The 21,249-nt window shown below is 57.7% G+C and carries 21 protein-coding genes; 7 read left to right on the top strand and 14 right to left on the bottom strand.

Features of this window, described 5'->3' with window-relative positions:
• Positions 1 to 19: 19 nt before the first annotated feature.
• Both AC2FIO_RS09960 and AC2FIO_RS09965 read right to left on the bottom strand, forming a co-directional pair.
• On the bottom strand, positions 20 to 1,090 hold the full coding sequence (locus AC2FIO_RS09960; protein ID WP_496697303.1) for a ligand-gated ion channel: 1,071 nt from the start codon (positions 1,088 to 1,090) through the stop codon (positions 20 to 22).
• A 60-nt stretch (positions 1,091 to 1,150) separates the two neighbouring features.
• Positions 1,151 to 2,638, bottom strand: coding sequence for an ABC transporter substrate-binding protein (locus tag AC2FIO_RS09965; protein ID WP_496697305.1), 1,488 nt, complete (start codon positions 2,636 to 2,638; stop codon positions 1,151 to 1,153).
• A 169-nt stretch (positions 2,639 to 2,807) separates the two neighbouring features.
• Here AC2FIO_RS09965 and panB point away from each other — a divergent pair, with 169 nt between their 5' ends.
• From panB to glpK, 3 genes are all read left to right on the top strand, one after another.
• Positions 2,808 to 3,647 carry a 3-methyl-2-oxobutanoate hydroxymethyltransferase gene (gene panB, locus AC2FIO_RS09970; protein ID WP_496697307.1) on the top strand — a complete coding sequence of 280 codons (840 nt, stop codon included), beginning with the start codon at positions 2,808 to 2,810 and terminating at the stop codon, positions 3,645 to 3,647.
• The gene (gene panC / locus AC2FIO_RS09975; protein WP_496697308.1) at positions 3,644 to 4,486 is read left to right on the top strand and encodes a pantoate--beta-alanine ligase; all 843 of its coding nucleotides are present in this window, start codon (positions 3,644 to 3,646) and stop codon (positions 4,484 to 4,486) included. Before panB ends, panC begins: the two co-directional genes overlap by 4 nt.
• Before the next feature lie 67 nt (positions 4,487 to 4,553).
• Positions 4,554 to 6,032: a glycerol kinase GlpK gene (gene glpK / locus AC2FIO_RS09980; RefSeq protein ID WP_496697310.1), complete on the top strand. Its 1,479-nt coding sequence runs from the start codon at positions 4,554 to 4,556 to the stop codon at positions 6,030 to 6,032.
• A 13-nt stretch (positions 6,033 to 6,045) separates the two neighbouring features.
• Here glpK and smpB read toward each other — a convergent pair whose 3' ends face one another.
• The 10 genes from smpB to AC2FIO_RS10030 form a co-directional block, all read right to left on the bottom strand.
• The gene (gene smpB / locus AC2FIO_RS09985) at positions 6,046 to 6,522 is read right to left on the bottom strand and encodes an SsrA-binding protein SmpB (protein WP_058272887.1); all 477 of its coding nucleotides are present in this window, start codon (positions 6,520 to 6,522) and stop codon (positions 6,046 to 6,048) included.
• Positions 6,523 to 6,569: 47 nt separating this feature from the next.
• A complete protein-coding gene (gene idi, locus AC2FIO_RS09990; RefSeq protein WP_058272886.1) occupies positions 6,570 to 7,112 on the bottom strand; it encodes an isopentenyl-diphosphate Delta-isomerase in 543 nt (180 codons plus the stop codon).
• A 208-nt stretch (positions 7,113 to 7,320) separates the two neighbouring features.
• Positions 7,321 to 7,734, bottom strand: a complete 414-nt coding sequence (locus AC2FIO_RS09995; RefSeq protein WP_058272885.1) for a c-type cytochrome — start codon at positions 7,732 to 7,734, stop codon at positions 7,321 to 7,323.
• 113 nt (positions 7,735 to 7,847) lie between these two features.
• A complete protein-coding gene (locus tag AC2FIO_RS10000; RefSeq protein ID WP_496697313.1) occupies positions 7,848 to 8,861 on the bottom strand; it encodes a P1 family peptidase in 1,014 nt (337 codons plus the stop codon).
• A gap of 81 nt (positions 8,862 to 8,942) precedes the next feature.
• Entirely contained in the window at positions 8,943 to 9,689 is a 747-nt protein-coding gene (locus tag AC2FIO_RS10005; protein ID WP_109313665.1) for an SDR family oxidoreductase, read from the bottom strand.
• A gap of 60 nt (positions 9,690 to 9,749) precedes the next feature.
• A complete protein-coding gene (arfB, locus tag AC2FIO_RS10010) occupies positions 9,750 to 10,169 on the bottom strand; it encodes an alternative ribosome rescue aminoacyl-tRNA hydrolase ArfB (protein ID WP_496697315.1) in 420 nt (139 codons plus the stop codon).
• A 263-nt stretch (positions 10,170 to 10,432) separates the two neighbouring features.
• A complete protein-coding gene (locus tag AC2FIO_RS10015; protein ID WP_058279096.1) occupies positions 10,433 to 11,077 on the bottom strand; it encodes a queuosine precursor transporter in 645 nt (214 codons plus the stop codon).
• Between the two features lie 91 nt (positions 11,078 to 11,168).
• The gene (locus tag AC2FIO_RS10020; protein ID WP_496697317.1) at positions 11,169 to 12,053 is read right to left on the bottom strand and encodes an esterase-like activity of phytase family protein; all 885 of its coding nucleotides are present in this window, start codon (positions 12,051 to 12,053) and stop codon (positions 11,169 to 11,171) included.
• On the bottom strand, positions 12,026 to 12,889 hold the full coding sequence (mepA, locus tag AC2FIO_RS10025; protein WP_496697319.1) for a penicillin-insensitive murein endopeptidase: 864 nt from the start codon (positions 12,887 to 12,889) through the stop codon (positions 12,026 to 12,028). The genes AC2FIO_RS10020 and mepA overlap by 28 nt, the downstream gene beginning before the upstream one ends.
• Entirely contained in the window at positions 12,886 to 14,253 is a 1,368-nt protein-coding gene (locus AC2FIO_RS10030) for an MFS transporter (RefSeq protein ID WP_282170140.1), read from the bottom strand. Before AC2FIO_RS10030 ends, mepA begins: the two co-directional genes overlap by 4 nt.
• 132 nt (positions 14,254 to 14,385) lie before the next feature.
• Between AC2FIO_RS10030 and AC2FIO_RS10035 the strand changes: the two genes are divergently transcribed.
• The 3 genes from AC2FIO_RS10035 (at position 14,386) to yaaA (ending at position 17,608) form a co-directional block, all read left to right on the top strand.
• Positions 14,386 to 14,676, top strand: a complete 291-nt coding sequence (locus AC2FIO_RS10035) for a YggT family protein (RefSeq protein ID WP_108860000.1) — start codon at positions 14,386 to 14,388, stop codon at positions 14,674 to 14,676.
• Positions 14,677 to 14,762: 86 nt separating this feature from the next.
• Positions 14,763 to 16,802, top strand: a complete 2,040-nt coding sequence (gene recQ / locus AC2FIO_RS10040; RefSeq protein WP_496697323.1) for a DNA helicase RecQ — start codon at positions 14,763 to 14,765, stop codon at positions 16,800 to 16,802.
• Between the two features lie 35 nt (positions 16,803 to 16,837).
• Positions 16,838 to 17,608, top strand: coding sequence for a peroxide stress protein YaaA (gene yaaA / locus AC2FIO_RS10045; RefSeq protein WP_058272875.1), 771 nt, complete (start codon positions 16,838 to 16,840; stop codon positions 17,606 to 17,608).
• Here the strand turns inward: yaaA and AC2FIO_RS10050 are convergent.
• A complete protein-coding gene (locus tag AC2FIO_RS10050) occupies positions 17,599 to 18,060 on the bottom strand; it encodes a VOC family protein (RefSeq protein WP_496697325.1) in 462 nt (153 codons plus the stop codon). The two genes, yaaA and AC2FIO_RS10050, sit on opposite strands and share 10 nt — an antisense overlap.
• A gap of 9 nt (positions 18,061 to 18,069) precedes the next feature.
• A complete protein-coding gene (locus AC2FIO_RS10055; RefSeq protein ID WP_496697327.1) occupies positions 18,070 to 20,286 on the bottom strand; it encodes a response regulator in 2,217 nt (738 codons plus the stop codon).
• A gap of 115 nt (positions 20,287 to 20,401) precedes the next feature.
• Here AC2FIO_RS10055 and AC2FIO_RS10060 point away from each other — a divergent pair, with 115 nt between their 5' ends.
• On the top strand, positions 20,402 to 21,247 hold the full coding sequence (locus AC2FIO_RS10060; RefSeq protein WP_496697329.1) for a 2-keto-4-pentenoate hydratase: 846 nt from the start codon (positions 20,402 to 20,404) through the stop codon (positions 21,245 to 21,247).
• Positions 21,248 to 21,249 lie beyond the last annotated feature (2 nt).

Raw genomic sequence — 21,249 nt, forward strand, 5'->3', positions numbered from 1 at the left:
TGCTCTGCGGGTCCAGCACCTATGGAACCAGAAGATACGCAAAAACCGCATAGCCAACGATTGCGGCGTAACCCAGCGGGTAAATCCACTTGATGGCGTAGTTATCCAGCTTGCGCGCCCCGGATTCGCGACCCGAGACTTTGAGCCTGCGCAAGGCGACATTGAACACAATCAATGCGCCGGTCATCAGGAACATGCATTGCAGAACGAAATCCAGAAATGTCAGGTATCCAAGCTTTGGCAGATCAGCAGAAATCGCCCAGTTGAAAGCTACGAATACCAGCAAGTTTCCTCCGGCAATTTCGATCCTTTTGCGGTATTCATCAAGAAAGAACAGTGCCCAGCCAACCGAGATCAGCACCAGCATCGGCAGAAACACCCGAATGACATAGTAGGTCAGATGCCGGTGGCCTTCGAAGATCAGCGCAACCTGATCGCTGTCCTGACCGGAAAGGCCCGTGACCTGAGAGGTTTCAAGCCGCGCATTGTCCAGAATCCACTCTTCTTCGCCCAGCAGGTCACCAAGGCCCGAGAACTCGTTCATCGGATGATAGGACACATATTGGGATGGAAAGATCGAAACGACCTCGAAATGAAACTCCTGTGTGTCGAAAGGGTATTTCCGAAAATCGAAATGTGGGGCCTGTAATGTCAGCGAGGATTTCTCGACATACAACACCCGCCCGTCATATCGCAGAGAGGCGGCGGCTTCGTGAATCCACTTGTTGGATTGTTGGTTGTGAATGACGAATGCTGGTACCACCGTCCCGATCTCAGCGGCATGATCGGCCAGCGCCGGGGGGTTGAAAACCCGGAAATCGCGCCCCAGCTCTTGCCGGTCAAAAGCCAACGCAGGGTCGGCCCACTCAACACGCAGCACAACCACGGCACCGTAGTTTTCGGCCTTCTGGTCAACGCTGGTGATCTGATCGATTCGAATACCGATGCCAACATCCAGCGGGTTCTCTGGCGTCCCGATAGGTGTATCCAACCGACTGTCCAGAATGTTCTGCGCCACAACCGGTTCCACAGTCGTTGCCGCCAGGGCAACGGTCACAAAAACCAGAAACAGGACACGAAACAAATTCATCCTTGGCTCACTCGACAACATTAAATGCAAGGGCCGTGAACCAGCGGCCCCTGCCTTGAGTCACTCGGACCAGCTGATCTGCGTCAGATCGATTGCGGCCGTGGGCGCGTTTTCCCACAGGCCCCGAACTCCGGCTTTGGCCACGCCCAGCTTGGCCAGCTGGAACAGATACCCGTTGACGTAGTCGTCTGCGATCAGGCGCTGCGCCTCACCCAGCAGACGGGTGCGTTCTTCGGGGTCTGTCGTTGAATTCAGCGTGTCCATCAGCGCCTGGAAATCGGTGCTGTCATACTGGAAGTAATAGTCAGGGCGCGCATAGATCCCGATATCCATAGGCTCGGTATGACTGACGATGGTTAGACCAAAGTCCTTTCCTTTGAACACCGATTCCAGCCACTGGGCCCATTCGACGTTGACGATATTGGCCGTGATCCCGACCTCGGCCAACTGAGCGGCGACGATTTCGCCCCCGCGCCGGGCATAGGATGGGGGCGGCAAATGCAGCGTCGTCTCAAACCCGTCGGCATACCCAGCATCAGCCAACATCTTAGCAGCCTTTTGGGGGTCGTAGGCCGAGTTCCCAGTCAGATCGACATAAGCCGGATTGTGCGGCGCGAAATGGGTGCCGATGGGCGTACCGTAGCCAAACATTGCTCCGTCGATGATCGCCTGACGGTCAATCGCGTGGGCCAATGCCTGACGCACTTGGATATCATCGAAGGGTGGCATCTTGTTATTGGTGGACAGGATGGTTTCCCCTTCAGTCGAACCGACAAGCACCTGAAAGCGCGGATCAGCCTCAAATTGCGGCAGGTTTTCCGGCGCAGGGAAATTGTCGAACACGTCGATATCCTCGGCCATCATGGCCGCAAAAGCCGCCGTCGGGTCCGAGATGAACTTGAACGTAGCAGTCTCTAACGCAGGCCGATCGCCCCAATATTCTGGGTTGCGATTCAGAGTGATACTGTCGCCCTGCACCCATTCACCAAAGGTAAATGCGCCGGTTCCGACAGGGTTGGTCTTGATGCCCTCGATGCTTTCGGGCGCGACAATGACCGCATCACCCCAGGCCAGGTTGAACAGGAAATTCCCGTTTGGCTCAGACAGGGTCACCTTGACGGTCAGCGGGTCGACCACCTCGATGTTTTCAATCCCGGCAAACAGGGCTTTTTGCGCATTTGCGCTATCCTCGGATCGGGCGCGGTCTAGGCTGAACTTGACGTCCTCGGCATCCATCGTGGTGCCGTCGTGGAAGGTAACCCCATCGTGCAGCTTGAAGGTATAGACCTTGCCATCTTCCGAGATTTCCCAACTTTCAGCCAGACCAGGAACCACCGATCCGTCACCCATAAACCGGGTAAGGCCTTCGAAGATATTGGTGTAAACCACCGAATCGATGGCCTGCGCTGCGGCACTGGTCGGGTCCAGATGCGGCGGCTCTAGTTGCAACGCTATGGTAATGTCGGATTTAGCGAAAACCTGTGTACCAAACAGGCTGGCGCTAACCGCCAGCGCCGAGGCAAAGGACCGAAATGTCTGCTTTGTCATGTAAATTACTCCCCACTGAATATGGCAACCTGCGTTTTTTTGCGCCGTACTGCACCCAACTTCCCTTTAAACCTTAGGTCATTCAAGGAAATGTTCGCGCAACCGGGGTTTCTATAGCCCGCAACGATCTGTTATGCCGCGCTGCAACATGACAACCGGAGGAGCGACAATGAGCGCCACCGCCCGCAAAAAAGCCCCGAATGCACAGGATATCCGCGCCCGCAAAGGCGGCGAGCCGCTGGTCAGTCTGACAGCCTACACCACGCCGATGGCGCGGTTGATGGATGATCATTGTGATTTCGTTTTGGTGGGCGACAGCGTCGGCATGGTGTTGCACGGGCTGGAATCGACGCTGGGTGTGACGATGGAGATGATGGTGATGCATGGTCAGGCCGTCGCGCGCGGTTTGGAAAGTGCGATGATGGTCATCGACATGCCCTTTGCCAGTTACGAGCATTCGCCTGCCGAGGCATTCCGGAACGCCGCCCGGCTGATGTCCGAAACCAGCGCGGGCGCAGTTAAGTTGGAAGGCGGCGTCGAGATGGCCGAGACCATCCGCTTTCTGGTCAAGCGCGGGATTCCGGTGATGGCGCATATCGGCCTGACGCCGCAATCGATCAACACACTTGGCGGCTACAAGGTTCAGGGTCGCGACGAACAGGCCGAGGCTGTACTGGAAGATGCCCGCGCTGTGGCCGAGGCGGGCGCGTTCTCGGTCGTTCTGGAAAAAGTACCGCAGAAGCTGGCCGATCAGATCACCGGCGAAATCGCGATCCCGACAATCGGCATCGGAGCCTCAGCGGGGTGCGACGGTCAGATTCTGGTTGTCGACGACATGGTTGGCTTTTTCACCGCCTTCAAACCGAAATTCGTCAAACGGTATGCTGAACTTGGCCCGTTGGCCGAAGCCGCCATTGCAGAATATGCTGCCGAGGTGCGCGCACGAACCTTCCCGGCGGACGAACACGTCTTTTCCGATCAGGCCCCGACCAAAGGACCCAAGACATGACCGCCCCAATCTTTCGCCGTCTGGCCGACCTGCGTGCCTTGACTTCGGAATGGAAGCGGAAGGGTGAAGAGATCGGCGTGGTTCCGACCATGGGCGCGCTGCATCAGGGGCACCTGTCACTAGTTGAGGCCGCCAAGGCGGGTTGTGACCGGGTGATCATCACGATCTTTGTAAACCCCAAACAGTTCAACAACCCCGAGGATCTGGCAAAGTACCCGCGCACCGAGAACGAAGATGCGCAGAAACTGGCCCCCTACGGCGTTGATGCGATCTATGTTCCGGAGCCTGAGGAAATTTACCCGCAGGGGTTTGCCACCACCGTATCCGTCGCGGGCCTGACCGATGTGATGGAAGGTGAATTCCGTCCCGGACATTTCGACGGCGTTGCCACAGTTGTGGCCAAACTGTTCCTGCAAACGCAGGCGGATAGAGCCTATTTTGGGGAAAAAGACTATCAGCAGCTGATGATCGTGACCCGAATGGCGCGTGATCTCGACATTCCGACCGAGGTTGTTGGATGCCCCACAGTGCGCGAGCCCTCAGGTCTGGCTATGTCATCGCGCAACCTGCGACTGTCGTCCGAAGGGCTGGATATTGCCGCCCACAAAAACCGGATCATGCGGGAATTGGCGGCCGCCCTGAAAGACGGCGCGCCGTTTGATCCTTTGGCTGCACGGGCCGAGATTGATCTGCTGGCCGCGGGCTTCACGCAGGTGGAATATATTCAACTGCGGTGTGCCGAAACGCTGGACCCAATAACCCACGCAAACCGGCCTGCCCGCCTGTTCACAGCAGCCTGGGCGGATGGTGTGCGGCTGATCGACAATATTCCTGTCTGAACACTCTGGCACGTTCGTCATTGTTTGCGCTAAAGTCCCGCAAAACCAAACGACGGGGGGCGCAGGCGTGACCTACATTCTTGCCATTGATCAGGGCACCACATCATCGCGGGCAATTCTTTTCGACGCAGAGATGCAGCGCGCAGGCACCGCGCAGCACGAATTCACTCAACACTTCCCGCAGGAAGGCTGGGTCGAACACGACGCCGAGGAAATCTGGAACAGTGTTCTGCGCGTTTGCCGCGAAGTTATGGATAGCGTCGGGGTAACCTCTGATCAGATCGCGGGCATCGGCATCACCAACCAGCGCGAAACAACAGTAGTTTGGGACCGCGCTACTGGCGCACCAATCCACAACGCGATCGTCTGGCAGGACCGCCGTACCGCCGAGATCTGCGCGCGCTACAAGCAGGCCGGGTGCGAGGATGACGTGACCGCCCAGACTGGGCTGCTGCTGGACCCCTATTTCTCGGGCACCAAAGTTAAATGGTTGCTGGACACCGTGCCGGGTGCGCGGGACCGGGCCGAGGCCGGAGAGCTGATGTTCGGCACCATCGACAGCTTTCTGATCTGGCGCCTGACAGAAGGACGCAGCCACGCGACAGACGCCACAAACGCGGCGCGCACGCTTCTGTTCGACATTCACAAGGGCGAGTGGAGCGCCGAGATTTGTGATCTGCTGGACGTCCCAATGAACATGCTGCCCGAAGTGCACGATTGCGCGTCGGATTTTGGAGATACGACCCTATTTGGGGGAAATATTCCAATATTGGGCGTGGCCGGTGACCAGCAGGCCGCCACAATCGGGCAGGCCTGTTTCCAACCCGGCATGATGAAATCCACTTATGGCACTGGTTGTTTTGCTCTTCTGAACACAGGGGATAAGCCGGTCGAGTCGAAGAACCGCCTGTTGACCACCATCGCCTATCAATTGGACGGCAAACGGACGTATGCGCTGGAAGGGTCAATCTTTGTGGCCGGGGCAGCCGTGCAATGGCTGCGCGACGCGTTGCAGATCATCGAGAACGCCCCGGAAAGTGGCGAGCTGGCCCAAAAGGCAGACCCGAACCAGCATGTCGTGCTGGTGCCCGCCTTTACCGGCCTCGGCGCACCGTATTGGAAACCAGACTGCCGGGGTGCGGTGTTCGGCCTGACCCGCAACTCGGGTCGCGCCGAATTTGCACGGGCCACCTTGGAAAGCATTGCCTACCAAACACGCGACCTGTGGCACGCCATGCAGGGCGATTGGGGCGCCGCGACCGAGGTCACTCTGCGCGTGGACGGCGGTGCGAGCGCCTCGGACTGGGCGATGCAGGGGTTGTCGGATTACCTCGGTGCGGAAGTCGACCGACCAGTCATGCAGGAAACCACAGCGTTGGGCGCGGCCTGGCTGGCTGGAATGCGCGCTGGGGTTTACCCGGACCAACAGGGATTTTCGGAAACCTGGGCGCTGGATCGTCGGTTTGAACCCGAACTGTCCGCCGAAGAGCGTGATGCCGCCTATGACCGCTGGAAACGTGCGGTATCAGCTGCGATGGCGTTCTGAGAGGTATGAAGGGTCAGCTATGATCCTTCATCAACCGCTGCTTTTGTCGTGACCAGTCACGCTTGGCCTGGGTTTCGCGCTTGTCGTGGTTTTTCTTACCCTTGGCGATACCGATTTTGATCTTGGCCTTGCCCTTGTGGTTAAAATACAAAACCAGCGGCACCAGTGTCATGCCTTTGCGCTGGGTCGCGTTCCACAGGTTCGACAATTCCTTACGTGACACCAGCAGTTTGCGCCGGCGGCGTTCCTCGTGCTTGAACGATTTAGCCTGCTCGTAAGGGGCGATATAGCTGTTGACCAGCCACAGCTCGCCATCATCGACTGAGGCATAGCTTTCGGCGATGTTCGTCCCACCTACACGCAGGGATTTGACCTCGGACCCTTCCAGCATGATGCCGCACTCAAGATCGTCCTCGATTGCGTAATCGAAGCGTGCGCGCCGATTTTCGGCGATGACTTTGTAATTCGGGTCTGTCTTTTGCTTAGCCATGACGCGTTGATCTATGCGGCTTGGGCGGCCCTTGCAAGGCGTAGCCGTCAGGAGGTGGCCGAGATAATCAGATCAGGTCCGAAAATCGTATCGGCGTGATTGTGCAAATAGATCTTGAGCCACGGTGTAAATCGCTCGGGATAGCGCTGCACTTCGGCCAGAAGATCGTGGTAATCGACCCAGCGAATTTCCATGACCTCTTCCGGGTTGGGCTCAATCTTCAGCGGGCCGCGCACATGGGCCAGAAAGATGTCGACCACTTCGTGCTCGATCATGTTGTTGCCGACATCGGCGTGATACTCCAGCCGGTGACGGTATTCCGGGTAAAGCCCGGTAATTCCCAATTCCTCGCGCAGCCGGCGCACCGCGCAGACAGACGGTGTCTCACCCCAGTCGGGGTGGGTGCAGCAGGTATTCGCCCAAAGGCCAGGGGTATGATATTTGCCCAAAGCCCGACGCTGCATCAAAATTTCGGTCCCACGCACGACAAAGACAGACACCGCCTTGTGCCGCAGGCCTTTTTCATGCGCCTCAAGCTTGTCCACTGGGGTCAACTCGCCATCAACCCAGGCCGGGATCATGATTCCCATCTGTCGTCTCCTGCTGCCGATCCACCCGAAGGGCCGGAAATTCGAAATTGGCTGCCACCGGGTCGGCTTGGCTCTGCGAATTTATGCGTGCAATGCATGAAATACCGCGCGCTTTCAAATTGGCGCTGTTCAACGCGGTTATCAAGCGCACGAAAGGCCGCAGGGGCTGCGGCCTTTTGTAACCTCAAACGGTGTTTGGTCTGCGGTTTTATTCGCCAGAAACACTTACGATATAGGCGTAAACATCCTCGGCACCCTTCTTCAGCTTGAAGGTCATCTTGGATTTGGCCGAAGTTTCACCCAGATAGTCTTTCAGAAACGCCTTAGGGTCCTTTGCGTATTCAACGAATGTCGTTTCGTCCCAGACCAAACCGTTTTCACCAGCGGCAACGATGCTGTCACCATATTTGAACTCTTCAACGGTGCCTGCGGTCCGGCCTGCAATCCCATACAGGTTCGGACCGGTTTTACCTCCCTTTACGATGACTTCACCCTCAGGATCGGCAATCTGGTGACAGGATTTGCACTTGTTAAAAGTCTTCTTTCCGGCTTCGGCGTCACCTTCGGCATATGCGGGAAGGGCCAGAAGGCCGACGATTGCGGTCGCGAGAATGCGATTCATAGCTTTTGCTCCGATACGAATTGGCTGCACCGAATGGACCGTCGGCGCAAAAAAGAGTCAACGCGCAGATTGCCGCGCGAGGGCACTGTGCCACTGCGGCATATAGGCCGTCCTTAACTTAAGTCATGTAAGCCAGACCAACAGGGTAAAAGATCCCCCGCCGCTGGCGAGGCAAGAAATACGGCCCGCGCGATGGCCCGCGACAGACAGATCGAAGCCACATGACCAAGAAGCCCCAGTTCAGCCTCTGGAAGGTCGTGATTGCCTGTGCTGACGCCGAACACCAGATCGCCATCGCCTGGTGTGTGCGCGGGAACAATCGCCCGCGCGATCCCGTCATGGGCAGCCACCGCCAACCTATGGCATTGCGGCTTGGACAGCGCCGCGTCAGTGGCAACAATTGCGATGGTGGTGTTGGCCTTGTCCGGCTGGGCGGGTCGCATTGCTTTGGCCTTGCGACTGGTCAAGACACGACCAAGACCCGTGTTGGAATCAGGCCCTAATCCTCCGAATTCGTCGCCGATTTCAAACGGAGCGGCCCAGAAATGACGGTCACCCGGCGTGGTGACACTGCCGAGCGGATTGGCGGCAACCAATGCGCCAACCGTGACCCCGTTTTCCATCACAAACGAGGCGGATCCGAGCCCACCCTTTTGCATGGCAGCCAAGGCACCAGTCCCTGCGCCAGCAGTACCCAGATCGAACTGATCGGACGCTCCATCGAATGCGTGACGCCCCAGCGCGCGATAGGGGTTCTCGGCCCAGGCTTTGTCGCCACCGTTAAGCAGGTCAAACAGGATCGCCCCCGGAACGATAGGGACCACGACATTGCCAACCTCAAACCCGCGGTGTTGCGCCCTTAGCGCGTCAGCTACCCCGGAACAGGCGTCCAGACCAAAGGCCGAACCACCGGACAGAACGATGGCATCTACGCGCGACACGGTTTTGTCAGGCGCAAGCAGGTCGGTTTCCCGCGTGCCCGGCGCACCGCCCATCACGTGAACGGAGGCCGTAAAGGGATTGGGTGCCGTCAGAACGGTTGCGCCGGATTTGAGCGCGTCATCCTGAGCGTTTCCAACCAAAAGGCCGGGAACATCAGTGATCAGGTTTCTGGGTCCGGAGGTCATTGCATTTTTAGATGCTGGAGCAGAAGAGCGCGCAGGCGCGCTGCATCCGGCGGGGATATTTCTTGCCAGATGAAGAGCGGATCAGATGCAGCGGCCACCGTCGACCTCCAAAGCTGTGCCGGTGATCATGCTGGCCTCGTCGGAACATAAGAAACAGGCGGCGTTGGCCATATCCTCGGGTGTCGAGAAACGACCCAATGGGATGGTCGATAGGAACTTGGCGCGAACCTCGGGCGTATCCTCGCCCATGAAAGACTTGAGCAAGGGCGTTTCCCCTGCAACCGGGCAGATGGCGTTTACCCGGACACCCGATGGGGCCAGTTCGACCGCCATAGTCTTGGTCGCGGTGATCATCCACCCCTTGGAGGCGTTGTACCAGTTGAGATTCGGACGCGGCGACAGGCCAGCCGTCGAGGCCACGTTCAGGATTGCACCGGTACCACGCGATTTCATATGCGGAACCAATGCACGGGCCGTTAAATAGACAGATTTCATGTTCACGTTGAAAACGCGGTCGAAATCCTCTTCGCTCACATCCTCCAGCGGGGTGGGAAGGTGGGTGACGCCGGCGTTGTTGACTAGAATATCGAGATGCCCCAGTCGATCAAAGGCTGCGTCTGCCATCGCCTCAACCGATGCGCCGTTGGCCAAATCGACCTGATGTGCAAAGGCGTTCGGGCCCAATTGATTGGCCTGAACCTCGGCTGCATCACCGTTGATATCGGCGATCATGACGCGGGCGCCCTCGGACAAGAACTTGCGTGCGATCCCGGCACCAAAACCTGATGCGCTACCGGTCACGATTGCGGTTTTACCCTCTAACCTCATGATCTTGTCCTTTTGCAGCTGCGCAAAATCAGAGTAGCGATGCGCCGTAAAGATACCAGATCAATCTTCGGGTATCTTACCGCGCAGGGCTTTGACGTCTGAGCGTGCCTTTTTGGAAGCCAGACGTCGCTTGACCGAACCGTAGGTGGGTTTGGTGGCGATACGGCGCTTGGGTTTAACCATAGCGCAGGTGATCAACTCGGCCAGCCGATTGCGCGCGATTTCGCGGTTGCGCGCCTGGCTGCGGGTTTCGTCGCATTGAATGATGATCGCGCCCTCTTTGGTCCAGCGTCGCCCCGCCAGACGCTTGAGCCGCGATTTGACGGGATCAGGCAAAGAAGGTGAGCGCGCCGCCTCGAACCGCAATTCGACGGCGGTGGACACCTTGTTCACGTTCTGCCCGCCGGGACCGGATGAACGAACAAAGCTCTCGGTCATTTCCCAGTCTTGCAGGGTGATATCGTCGGTGATGCGCAACATGAGGCTGACCTTACAGGCCTGATCCGAAAACAAAAAGGGCCGCCCCGCATGGGACGGCCCTTCGAAAGCTCAGGAGGTTGGGTCGGTTAGATCAATCGACCAGCCGGAGCGAGCGCTCCGCCAAGGGCTGCCTTAACAGGCGATCCCCCCGGTTGTTCCAACACCTCTCTCCAATCCCTTTCTCGACATTGGATCACCTCCTTTCAAACTGTTTCGGTTACTGGAATCGTGCCACGAGTTGCACGAAACTCAAAACGTTTTTTTTACGCCGGCTGAGCGGTCAGTCGCGCCACGATCACCTTGAACGGGATCAGCGCGATCATCGCCAGCGACAATTTCACCAGCCAATCCGCAAAGGCCAGCGTTACCCACAGGGGCGCCATCGGACCGGTCAGCATGAAGGGTACAGGTTCCCACGCCCAGCTGATTGCGGCGTCGGCGTCGGCACCAAAGAGAGTAATCGAAGCCGAGAATGCGATGGTGAAGAACAAAGTGGTGTCCAACGCCGATCCGATCAGGGTCGAGACCAGCGGCGCGCGCCACCAACGGCCGCCACGCAATGAGTTGAACACGGTGACGTCCGTAAGCTGCGCGAGCAGGAAAGCGGTCCCGGACGCAACGGCGATTCGCAGCGGCACAGCGGCATAAGTGAAACCGTCACCTTGCAGCATGATCTGGCTGCCGATCAGCGAGCAGATGATACCGGTGATAAACCCGGCAAACACGACTTTGCGGGCGGTCGCCACGCCATAGACGCGGTTCATGATGTCGGTGACCAGAAAGGCCAGCGGATAGGTGAAAGCACCCCAGGTAAGCAGCCCGTCAAAGATCAGGAACTGAACCAGAAAATTCGAGGCCACAACAATGGCAGCCATGGCAATAATGCCGGGTATATAAGCGCGTTGCATTTTCAGATGCCCGTTTTGACAAGGTATCGGCGACTTGGCCAAGGGACCGTCCCAAGGCAAGCCGCGCTTCTAGACCTTTGCTTTGGACGTGTCAATCGGGCAGAGCATACTCGACCAGTTCAGTACGCTGAAGCGCCAGAAAATTATCATCTGACACCATAGTGGCCCGCAAACGGCCCTCGTCGTCGCGCCAGACAGACAAACCCTCGAGGTTGTCATGTGCACCGGTCCCAGTTTGGAAAAGAACCTCTTCGGCGCTTGGGGTGTCACCGTCCAACTCCCATCGCCGCAGACGCGAACGGAACCCGATCCAACCGACATCCCGTTCCAAAACGTAAAGCCTGCCATCCGGTCCGAAATCTGCTGCAACTGGCAGAAAGTCCCCCCGTTGCGGCAAAACGAAAGGCGTCGACCACGCCTGACCGTCCCACCGATAGACAGGGATATCACCCGTCGCTGTTCGGTTTTCCTCGGGCATTGTGAAAAGGTGACCGCGTTGATCAATGGCCAACGCCTCGAGCGAGCCGTTGAGCTCAAAGCCATCAAACGCCTTGGGCCGCGGCAAAACCTGGGCTTTGGTCCCTGGCGCTAGGTAATAGGCCACCCGGTGCGTGTTTTCGAACGAGACGTACAAGCCGCCATCGGGGGCAATGGCTATGCCTTCAGAATCCCCGGCCCCACCTGTCAGAGGGCGTCCTCTGCTGGAAATGAGAGGCCAATTTTCAGTGATCTGAATGTCGGTAATTTCGTCATCATTACGCTCGACCCGTGCGGCAATCAGTGTCGAACGATCTGTCATTCCAATCAAATGGCGGCCATCATCCGAGATGTGGATGGCAGAAATCCCGCCAAACCACTCGGCCGTGTGACGCCATGTAAAACTGCCAAGGTGGTTGGGTGTCTTGAGATCAACTGCCCAAGCCGCCCCGGCCAGCAATACTGCGACGATCAGTTGGATTGCAGAACTTGTGTGCATTGCTGAGGTAGATCGGCCAATCGATATTCACGCCGTTTCTTGGGCGCTGGGGCATTTGGGTCGGGTGGGGGTGGGTTAAGGATATTATTCACCCATTGTTGCGCCTCGGCACAGCCATCCCCTTTTGGCGGAGGATCCTGATTAACGCAACCTTTAGAGCCGCGCGGGCATTTCAGACGGACATGGAAATGATAATGATGTCCCCACCAGGGCCTGATCTTGCGCAAATAGGCACGATTACCCTTCTCGTTTTTGCACATTTCCGCCTTGGCACCGGGAAAGACGAAAATTCGCGCAACTCGCTTGTCCTTTGCGGCTTGGCGCAGCACGGCATGGTGTTGTTTCGTCCAGTTACCGTTGACAAACGCGCCATTCGACCGGCGCAGGGAAATCGACGAGATATTCTCACGCGCCTTGCGGCTTAAGCGCATGTTGTCGCCGGGCAGCATCCAGATATCGATGTCCAGACCCAGCTGATGGCTGCGGTGCCCGGATGTCATCGGCCCACCGCGCGGCTGGCTGATATCGCCGACATATAGCCCGTTCCACCCGGGCTGCTTTGCCGCAAACCTGCTGAGGTCCTGCACATAATCAATCGCCTCAGGATGCCCCCAATTTCGATTGCGTGACAGTCGCATCGCCTGCCATGTCGGTCCCGTTTCGGGCAATTGCACCGACCCTGCAGCGCACCCACGCGAATAACTGCCGAAGGCTGCGGATTTTTGCTGCGAACTTGCTTTCTGCGCCCCGAACAACTGCTTTGCCAGAGGCTGCGCCGTAGCAGTGTTCGTCAGAAATATCGCGGCCAGTATCGTCAAAAAACGTAATAAAATCATCTGCTCTGATCCCCTTCCGGTTTCACCCAGCGCATCAGTATTAGCCCCAGAATAAACAACAGAACGATGGGTGACACCCCCAGTCTTGCACTACCGGTTACAGTTGTGGCTATTCCGATCAGCAAGGGGGCGGCAAAGGCTGTGGCACGCCCCGACAAACCATAAAGCCCAAAGCTTTCGACCGGGGCCTTGGGGTCGGTGTGACGTACCATCATCGAACGGCTGGCGGATTGCAGAATGCCGCCCATGCCGCCAATCAGAACCCCGCAGCCAAAGAACACCAGATCAGGCAAGCCGGACCCTTCGGGTAAAGACATGCCAAAGATCTGTGTGCGGTCCATCGACACGATGGTGATGCAAACAAAGATCAGCACCCAGATAGCCACCAAAATCACTGGCTTAGGGCCGTATTTCTTGTCCAGTTTACCGCCGACCCACGAAAACGCAGCCGCAGCCAGAACGCTGACGATACCAAAGACACCGATCTTGATCAGGTCCCATTCCAGCACCAGTCGCGCATAAACACCACCAAAGGTGTAAAGCCCGTTCAACGCATCGCGGTAGAACATGGATGATCCAAGGTAGGTGGCCAGGCTGACCCGGTGGCGCAGATTGGAAATCGACTTGACCAACAGGCGCAGCGCGTCGCCAACATTGCCCTTTTTGTCGGTCGGCGCATCATCCCGGACCCAAAGGAAGTAGGGGATCATGAACAGAACGAACCAAACCGCCGTGAATGGCCCCACGAAACGTGTGCCCTGCTGCATTGAGGCATCCAGCCCAAACAGCGGATCCATCCCGATCAGGGTCTTGCCGTTGGCCTGCTCGACGAACAGCGCCAGCATGATCGCAAGTGAGATCAGCCCACCAAAATAGCCAAAGGCAAATCCTGACCCCGAAATCTCACCAACCTCATTTTCGTCCCCCAAATCGGGCAGCTGCGAATTGATGAAGATCAGAGCGTATTCCGCGCCAACAAAGCCCAGACCAAAGGCCGACAACATCAGCCACATATTCGACCCGTCGGGCATCGTGTACCAAAGCGCGGCGGACCCCACCGCATACATCACCGAAAACGCGAAAATCCATGGCATTCGACGACCCGAAACATCCGCCATGGCCCCCATCAACGGTGCGCCAAAGGCGATGATCAACCCAATGATGGTCATGCAATTCGCCCACACCGTCTGCGCCCGCGCATCGGCCGCATCAGCATCCAGACCAGACGTCAGATAATACTCTGCCGCAACTCCGGCGAAGTAGGGACCAAAGACAAAGGTAACCAGCAATGTATGATACGGTTGACTGGCCCAGTCGAAAAACCACCAACCCCAAATGCGCTTGCGCTTGGAAATTTCTGCCATGACTGCCCCTGTTTATCGTTGTTTTCATAAGACGGGTCTTTGGCCCATTTCGCAAGGGTTCTGTTAGCGCACACTTGCTCTTTGCCGCGCTAGCTACTACCTCTCGCGAAACGTGACTTGGAGAATACGAATATGATGGCAATTTTCGGCCCGATCGACTTGGTATTGAGCATCGCCTATTGGTTCGTCTTGATTCAGGTCATAATGAGCTGGCTGATCAACTTTCAGGTTCTGAACCTTCACCAGCAATTCGTTGCCCAGATTTGGTACGGGTTGAATCGGATTCTGGAGCCGATTTATCGCCCTATTCGCAAAGTGTTGCCCGATCTTGGCGGCATCGATCTGACGCCTCTGGTCGTGTTGATCATCATCATTTCACTGCGAAGCTACGTCCTGCCGGAACTCTTTCTGGCCCTGAGCTGAGGCTGATCCCTCTTGTTCACCGAATCTTAGTATGTGATTGTCCTGTCTTAAGAGCAGATAAACCTTAAAATAGGGCAACCCCGCACATGTTCGACGCCGCACCGATGCTGCGAGATGTCTTTGGATTCGACGACTTCCGTCCCGGGCAGGAAGAGATCGTCGATGCCGTGACCGCAGGTGAAAACGTGCTGGCGATCATGCCGACGGGTGGCGGTAAATCCCTTTGTTTCCAACTGCCTGCGTTGATGCGGGATGGCGTGACGGTGGTGATTTCCCCGCTGATCGCCCTGATGCGCGATCAGGTTCGCGGGCTGCAAGAGGCCGGCGTTGAAGCAGGTGCTCTGACCTCGGGCAACACGCCCGAAGAAACAGATGCCGTGTGGGAAGCGCTGGAGGCCGGGCGGCTCAAGCTGCTTTACATGGCCCCCGAACGTCTGGCGGCAGGGTCGGCGCTGGGGATGCTGCGCCGGATCAACGTCAGTCTGATTGCCGTGGATGAAGCCCATTGCGTCAGCCAGTGGGGCCATGATTTCCGGCCAGACTATCTGCGGATCGGAGAACTGCGCCGCGCGCTGGGCGTCCCCCTCGCCGCCTTCACCGCCACCGCAGATGCCGAAACGCAGGAGGAGATCGTCGAGAAACTGTTCGACGGCACGCCCCCCAACAAGTTTCTGCGCGGGTTCGACCGGCCCAATATCCACCTTGCCTTTGGCACCAAGGATGGCCCCCGCAAACAGATCCTCGACTTTGCCAGTGCCCGAAAAGGGCAATCTGGCATCGTCTATTGCGGCACGCGCAACAAAACCGAAGTGCTCGCGCAAGCCTTACGCGCGGAAGGTCACTCTGCCTGCCACTATCATGGCGGAATGGAGGCCGAGGATCGCCGTATCGTCGAAACCCGCTTTGCCCGCGAAGACGGGTTGATCGTGGTTGCCACCGTGGCTTTTGGCATGGGCATCGACAAACCCGACATTCGATGGGTCGCCCATGCGGACCTGCCCAAATCCATCGAAGCCTATTATCAGGAAATCGGTCGTGCGGGCCGTGACGGTGGCCCTGCCGAAACGCTGACCCTGTTTGGCCCCGACGATATCCGCCTGCGCCGCTCGCAAATCGACGAAGGGTTGGCCCCGCCAGAACGTCGCATGGCCGACCATGCACGCCTGAATTCTCTATTGGGTCTGGCCGAAGCATTGGAATGCCGCCGTCAGACTCTGTTGGGCTACTTCGGAGAACAGGCAGAACCTTGCGGCAAGTGCGATCTGTGTGACACCCCGCCCGAAGTGTTCGATGGGACCACGCCCGTCCGCATGGCCTTGTCTGCAATCCTGCGCACCGAGGAATGGTTCGGCGCCGGCCACCTGATCGACATCCTGCTGGGCAATGAAACCGACAAGATCCGCGCGCGACGTCATGACCAACTGTCGACCTATGGGATCGGCAAAGAGTGGTCGCGCCCGCAATGGCAGGCCATCTTCCGACAGATGATGGGGCATGATCTGGTCCGCCCGGACCCCGAACGCCACGGCGCACTGCAAATGACCGAGGCTGCCAAGCCCATCCTGAAGGGTGAGGCCCGGATCAACCTGCGCAAGGACACATTGCGCAAGGCCGGACGTCGCCCGGCGGTCAAAATGATGGTGTCCGAGGAAGACGCGCCGCTGCTATCGGCCCTGAAGGCCAAACGGCGCGCTTTGGCCGAATCCGCACGGGTACCGGCCTATGTCATTTTCCCTGACCGCACGCTAATCGAAATGGCTGAGAAACGCCCCCTGTCTCTGGACGATATGGCCCGAATTGGCGGGGTCGGCGCGAAAAAGCTGGAACGTTATGGTGACACGTTTCTTGAAGTCGTCGCCGGTGAGGTTGAAGCCGTTCATCCCGCGCGCCGCAAATTGGCTGGCCGGGATCAGGGCGATATCTATGACCAGTTGCTTGAAGTGCAGTCGCAGCTGTCACGCGGTCCGGAGGGGATCGACAAGCCGCTAACCTGCTCGGCCTCGCAACTGGCCAAGGTCGCACAATTGCGGTCAGATGACCCGCGCGCAATGGAACATGTTCTGGGCAACCGCCGTCACGAAAGGTTTGGAGCCGCCTTTCTGGACGTGCTGCGACAGACGGACTAGATACGCCCGAGTACAGGCAAGGAAAGAGAGCGGATATGCTGGTAGTTATTTCCCCGGCCAAGCGGCTGGACTGGGCGGAACGGGATGTCGAAGTCACGCAGCCAGACTTTCAGGACGATGCCATCCGTCTGTCAAAAACCGCCCGAAATCTGACGTTGGGTGATCTGAAAAAGCTGATGGACCTAAGCGATGATCTCGCGCGCCTGAACCGCGACCGGTATCGCGCATTCTCAGACGCGCCTGAGGCGGATGTGACACGCCCCGCCGCGCTGGCCTTTGCGGGCGACACCTATCAGGGGCTCGAAGCTGCGTCGCTGGATGCCGAGGAGATGGCCTGGGCGCAGGATCATCTTCGCATTCTGTCCGGTCTTTACGGTGTGCTGCGCCCGCTGGATTCCATTCAGGCTTATCGGCTTGAGATGGGCAGCAAGCTAAAAACCCGCCGCGGAAAGAACCTGTATGAATATTGGCGCGATCAACTGAGCAAAGCGCTTAATGCGCAAGGTGCTGAGGTTGGATCGGACGTTCTGGTCAACTGCGCCAGCCAGGAATATTTCGGCGCAGTAGACCTTAAAGCACTGAAGCTGCGCGTTATCACCCCTGTTTTCATGGAAGACAAAGCAGGCACGCCTAAGATCGTGAGCTTTTTTGCCAAAAAAGCGCGCGGTGCGATGGCACGGTATGTCATTCAGCACAGGCTGGACGACCCCAAAGGACTGCTGGACTTTGACTCAGGTGGCTATGAATACCGCCCCGATTTGTCAGAAGAAAACAAACCCGTCTTTGTGCGGCCCTATCAGGCTTGATCCAACATCGACGGGTCATAGGCGACGAGTTCAACCGTATTGCCTTCGGGGTCTTCGGTGAAGATACCGCGCCAACCGATCCATCCGAACTGCTCGATCCGGTAGGGCTGGCCAAGGTGGTCATACCACTGCATCACTGCTTCTTGTTCGTCGAATGGCAGCGACAATGCGATGTGATGCAGGGATGACGCTCCACCTGTCACCGGTTTTTGCGATCCGATAGGATGCAGGCCTAGTCGCGGAGCAACTGTGTGGTGAAACAGGGCCAGGACCTGCGTGTGGCCACTATATCCGGGCGCAATCTGGAAGAAGGTGATCGCGCTGTTGTGGTCACCGCTAAGACGCTTTAACCCGATCACGTTTTCATAAAACGCGACCATGGCGGCCATATCCACACAGCGGATGGCAATCTCACCCAGCGCGCGGGGCTGAAATCCACAATCTTCAGACATGGGTTCAATCTAGTCAGCCCGGATTTCCTCTGCAACAACCGGGCAACAATCATCCGGCCTATGGGTCAGAACCATCTGGTGAATCGTCTGCTTTTGCAGCGGTTTGGTCAGGTAGTGATCCAGCCCGGCAGATAAGATTCCCTGATCGTCACCAGCCATCGCATGAGCCGTAAGGGCGACAATAGGAACATGACGGCCAGTCTCAATCTCACGGCGCCGGATTTCGGCTGTGGCCTGTTTGCCGTCCATTTTAGGCATCGAGATATCCATAAAGATAAGGTCTGGGTCAAACTCCTGATACGCCTGCACCGCTTCGATCCCGTTGCCGGCAAAGCGCAGGTCGATGTTCAGATCTTTGACCATCTTCTTAAGGATCAGTTGATTGGTCCGGTTATCTTCGGCCGCCAGAACACGCATGATACGCTGCGTTCCTTCACATGCGGGTTGGTTAGGTGCCTGATTGATCGGTGCGGTCTCCGAAAGCGACTCAACGCCCTGTGGGTGGCCAAGCGCTTTCAGGCGCGCGTATAGCTCAGCCCTGGGGATCGGCTTTTGTAGAACGCCTTCGATCAGGTGGCGCGCGGGGTGGGCGTGAATGACACCGGGATTGGCCGACATCACGACAATCGGCAGAGCGCCCCACCCCCTGTCTTTCAGCAGGACAGCCAGCTCAAGCCCGTCCATGTCGGGCAGGTCATGATCGCACAGCAGAAGGTCCACACTGTCGTCCAGCGCCGTCAGCGCCTCTCGCCCCGACGTGCAAACGGTGCCCTGAACCCCCAGCCGCCCTAGCTGTTTGGACAGGATCGCGCAGTTGGCGGCCAAATCCTCGACGATCATCACATGGCGCAGGCGCCCGTCAAGATCGGGCGGGGCAGGTTGCGGGCCTTCAGCGGTCGGCAGTGAGACACGAAAGCCAAAGCAGGACCCCTGCCCCGGCTCGCTATCCACCCAGATAGCACCGCCCATTAATGTGATCAGTCGCTTGGTAATGGCAAGGCCCAGACCGGTCCCCTCAAAGGCCCTGTTCCGTTCGTCTTCGACCTGATTGAATTCACCAAAAATGTGCCCGATCTTGTCTTCGTCGATGCCGATGCCGGTATCTTCGATTGCAACATGCACGTCGCAGGATTGGGTATCCGGGTTCGGCACACCGGTGACACGGATCAGGACATGGCCCTCGGACGTGAACTTGACCGCATTGCCGACAAGATTGGTCAAAACCTGCCGGACCCGCCCGGGATCGCCGACGAACAATGTGGGCAGGAACAGATCGTAATCCACCAATAGCGTCAGACCCTTATCGCGCACGCTGGGTTGCAGCAGCATCGCGACTTCAAGAATGCAGCGTTCAAAGTCGAACTGTTCTGGCTGCAGGGTCAGCTTGTCGGCCTCGATCTTGGAATAGTCCAGGACGTCGTTGATAATCACCAAAAGCGCCTCGCCCGAGTTGCGGATAGTGTTCAAATACAGCCGTTGTTCTTCATCCAAAGGTGTTTCGGTCAGCAATTCAGTCATGCCCACGATACCGTTCATCGGGGTTCGGATTTCATGGCTCATATTGGCCAGAAAGGCCGATTTGGCGCGGTTTGCCGCCTCGGCCCGTTCACGAGCAGAGGTCAATTCGGCCTCATGGCGCACGGATGCCGAGATGTTCAGGGCCAGACTCACCACATCGCCACCATGACCGCGCTGGTCGATTAGCTTGATGTAATGGCCGTTCCACAGCCGGATAACCTCGGGCTGTGGATGCGGCATGGCCCATCTCTGCAGCATTCTCTCACGCCAGCCGGACGTCGGCTCGGACCCAAGATCAATCAGCCCCTCGGTCGTCAGAATCTCAAGAATCCTAGGATAGGTTACACCCGGCGCAACCTCTTCCAGCCCGTCAAAGACGCTCAAGTAAGCCGCGTTTGCCCCGATCAGGCGACTTTCCTCGTCAAAGAACGCGAATCCATCCTGAATAGTTTGGATAGAATGCCACAGGCGGCGCTCGGCTACCTCGATCTTGGCGTTGGCGACCGTCAGATCGGATTTGACCTTTTCATTTTCACCCCGGACCGTTTCAACCTCGGCCTGGGTTTCGCCGATCCGCTTGGTCAATGCCATCGCATGCAGGCCCAGTTTGCGATTCGCCGCCGACAGCTCTGCCTGTTTCATTTCCAACAACCGCTCGGCCGCCAGACGTGCGCGCCGTTCCTGTGACAGTTTTCCTGCAAGACTCATCTTTGGTGTTTCCGGAACAATCTGCGTCCAGCATCCGGGCAGAGAGTGAAGAACTGTTTAAGCCGTTGCCCAATGATCGAACCTCGTGCCACTCTTGCCAAAACGGAGGTGTGATATGCAGGGTTTCTTCGGCGCTTTGTTGGCCTGTGGCGTGTTTGCCCATCCTGTGGCGGCAGGCTGCGCAACGGATGATCAGATCGATCAGTTCATCGCGGATTACCTCTCAGCTTCGCCCACACCTGCCCTTTCATCTGATGGCACAATGAATGACGCGCTGTGCACGCAAGCGCGCATAGTGTCCGCATTAGAGCCACATTTAGGGCCGGTCATCGGCTACAAGGCCGGTTTGACCAGCGCACCGGCACAAGAAAGATTTGGCGCATCCGAACCGGTTCAGGGCGTATTGTTCCGCGACATGATGCTGGATGACGGCGCGACCGTTCCATCAGACTGGGGTGCGCGACCGGTATTTGAGGCCGATCTGGTGCTAGTTGTTGGCACAGCGGATATCAATCAGGCCACGTCGCCAGAGGAGGTGCTGCAAGGCATCTCAGCCATTCGCCCGTTTATCGAGCTACCGGACCTGACCTTTGCCGAGGGTGAACCGATCACCCCGGTCACGCTGACAGCAATTGGCGTTGCTCCGAAGCTGAGTGTTTTGGGAGCAGAAATCCCTGTGTCCGATCCGGCAGCTATGGTGCAGGCCTTGGCTGATATGACCGTCACCCTCCGCGCCGCAGATGACGAGATTTTGGCGCAGGCACCGGGCACAGCGGTACTGGGGCATCCGGCCAATGCCGCCCTTTGGCTGATGTCCAAAGGGATTGAATTTCAACCGGGGGACCTGATTTCCGTCGGATCATTCGGGCCGTTATTCCCGCCCGCAAAGGGTAAAGGCGGGGCGTCTGTGTCTTACGTCGGCTTGCCCGGCAATCCCACGGTAAGCGTGGTGTTTGACTGACC

The sequence above is a fragment of the Ruegeria sp. CDSB086 genome (assembly GCF_059611065.1).

Coding starts and splice junctions, on each gene's coding strand:
- AC2FIO_RS09960 (WP_496697303.1), bottom strand. CDS start 1,090: ATGAATTTGTTTCGTGTCCTGTTTCTGGTTTTTGTGACCGTTGCCCTG.
- AC2FIO_RS09965 (WP_496697305.1), bottom strand. CDS start 2,638: ATGACAAAGCAGACATTTCGGTCCTTTGCCTCGGCGCTGGCGGTTAGC.
- panB (WP_496697307.1), top strand. CDS start 2,808: ATGAGCGCCACCGCCCGCAAAAAAGCCCCGAATGCACAGGATATCCGC.
- panC (WP_496697308.1), top strand. CDS start 3,644: ATGACCGCCCCAATCTTTCGCCGTCTGGCCGACCTGCGTGCCTTGACT.
- smpB (WP_058272887.1), bottom strand. CDS start 6,522: ATGGCTAAGCAAAAGACAGACCCGAATTACAAAGTCATCGCCGAAAAT.
- idi (WP_058272886.1), bottom strand. CDS start 7,112: ATGGGAATCATGATCCCGGCCTGGGTTGATGGCGAGTTGACCCCAGTG.
- AC2FIO_RS09995 (WP_058272885.1), bottom strand. CDS start 7,734: ATGAATCGCATTCTCGCGACCGCAATCGTCGGCCTTCTGGCCCTTCCC.
- AC2FIO_RS10000 (WP_496697313.1), bottom strand. CDS start 8,861: ATGACCTCCGGACCCAGAAACCTGATCACTGATGTTCCCGGCCTTTTG.
- AC2FIO_RS10005 (WP_109313665.1), bottom strand. CDS start 9,689: ATGAGGTTAGAGGGTAAAACCGCAATCGTGACCGGTAGCGCATCAGGT.
- arfB (WP_496697315.1), bottom strand. CDS start 10,169: ATGTTGCGCATCACCGACGATATCACCCTGCAAGACTGGGAAATGACC.
- AC2FIO_RS10015 (WP_058279096.1), bottom strand. CDS start 11,077: ATGCAACGCGCTTATATACCCGGCATTATTGCCATGGCTGCCATTGTT.
- AC2FIO_RS10020 (WP_496697317.1), bottom strand. CDS start 12,053: ATGCACACAAGTTCTGCAATCCAACTGATCGTCGCAGTATTGCTGGCC.
- mepA (WP_496697319.1), bottom strand. CDS start 12,889: ATGATTTTATTACGTTTTTTGACGATACTGGCCGCGATATTTCTGACG.
- AC2FIO_RS10030 (WP_282170140.1), bottom strand. CDS start 14,253: ATGGCAGAAATTTCCAAGCGCAAGCGCATTTGGGGTTGGTGGTTTTTC.
- AC2FIO_RS10035 (WP_108860000.1), top strand. CDS start 14,386: ATGATGGCAATTTTCGGCCCGATCGACTTGGTATTGAGCATCGCCTAT.
- recQ (WP_496697323.1), top strand. CDS start 14,763: ATGTTCGACGCCGCACCGATGCTGCGAGATGTCTTTGGATTCGACGAC.
- yaaA (WP_058272875.1), top strand. CDS start 16,838: ATGCTGGTAGTTATTTCCCCGGCCAAGCGGCTGGACTGGGCGGAACGG.
- AC2FIO_RS10050 (WP_496697325.1), bottom strand. CDS start 18,060: ATGTCTGAAGATTGTGGATTTCAGCCCCGCGCGCTGGGTGAGATTGCC.
- AC2FIO_RS10055 (WP_496697327.1), bottom strand. CDS start 20,286: ATGAGTCTTGCAGGAAAACTGTCACAGGAACGGCGCGCACGTCTGGCG.
- AC2FIO_RS10060 (WP_496697329.1), top strand. CDS start 20,402: ATGCAGGGTTTCTTCGGCGCTTTGTTGGCCTGTGGCGTGTTTGCCCAT.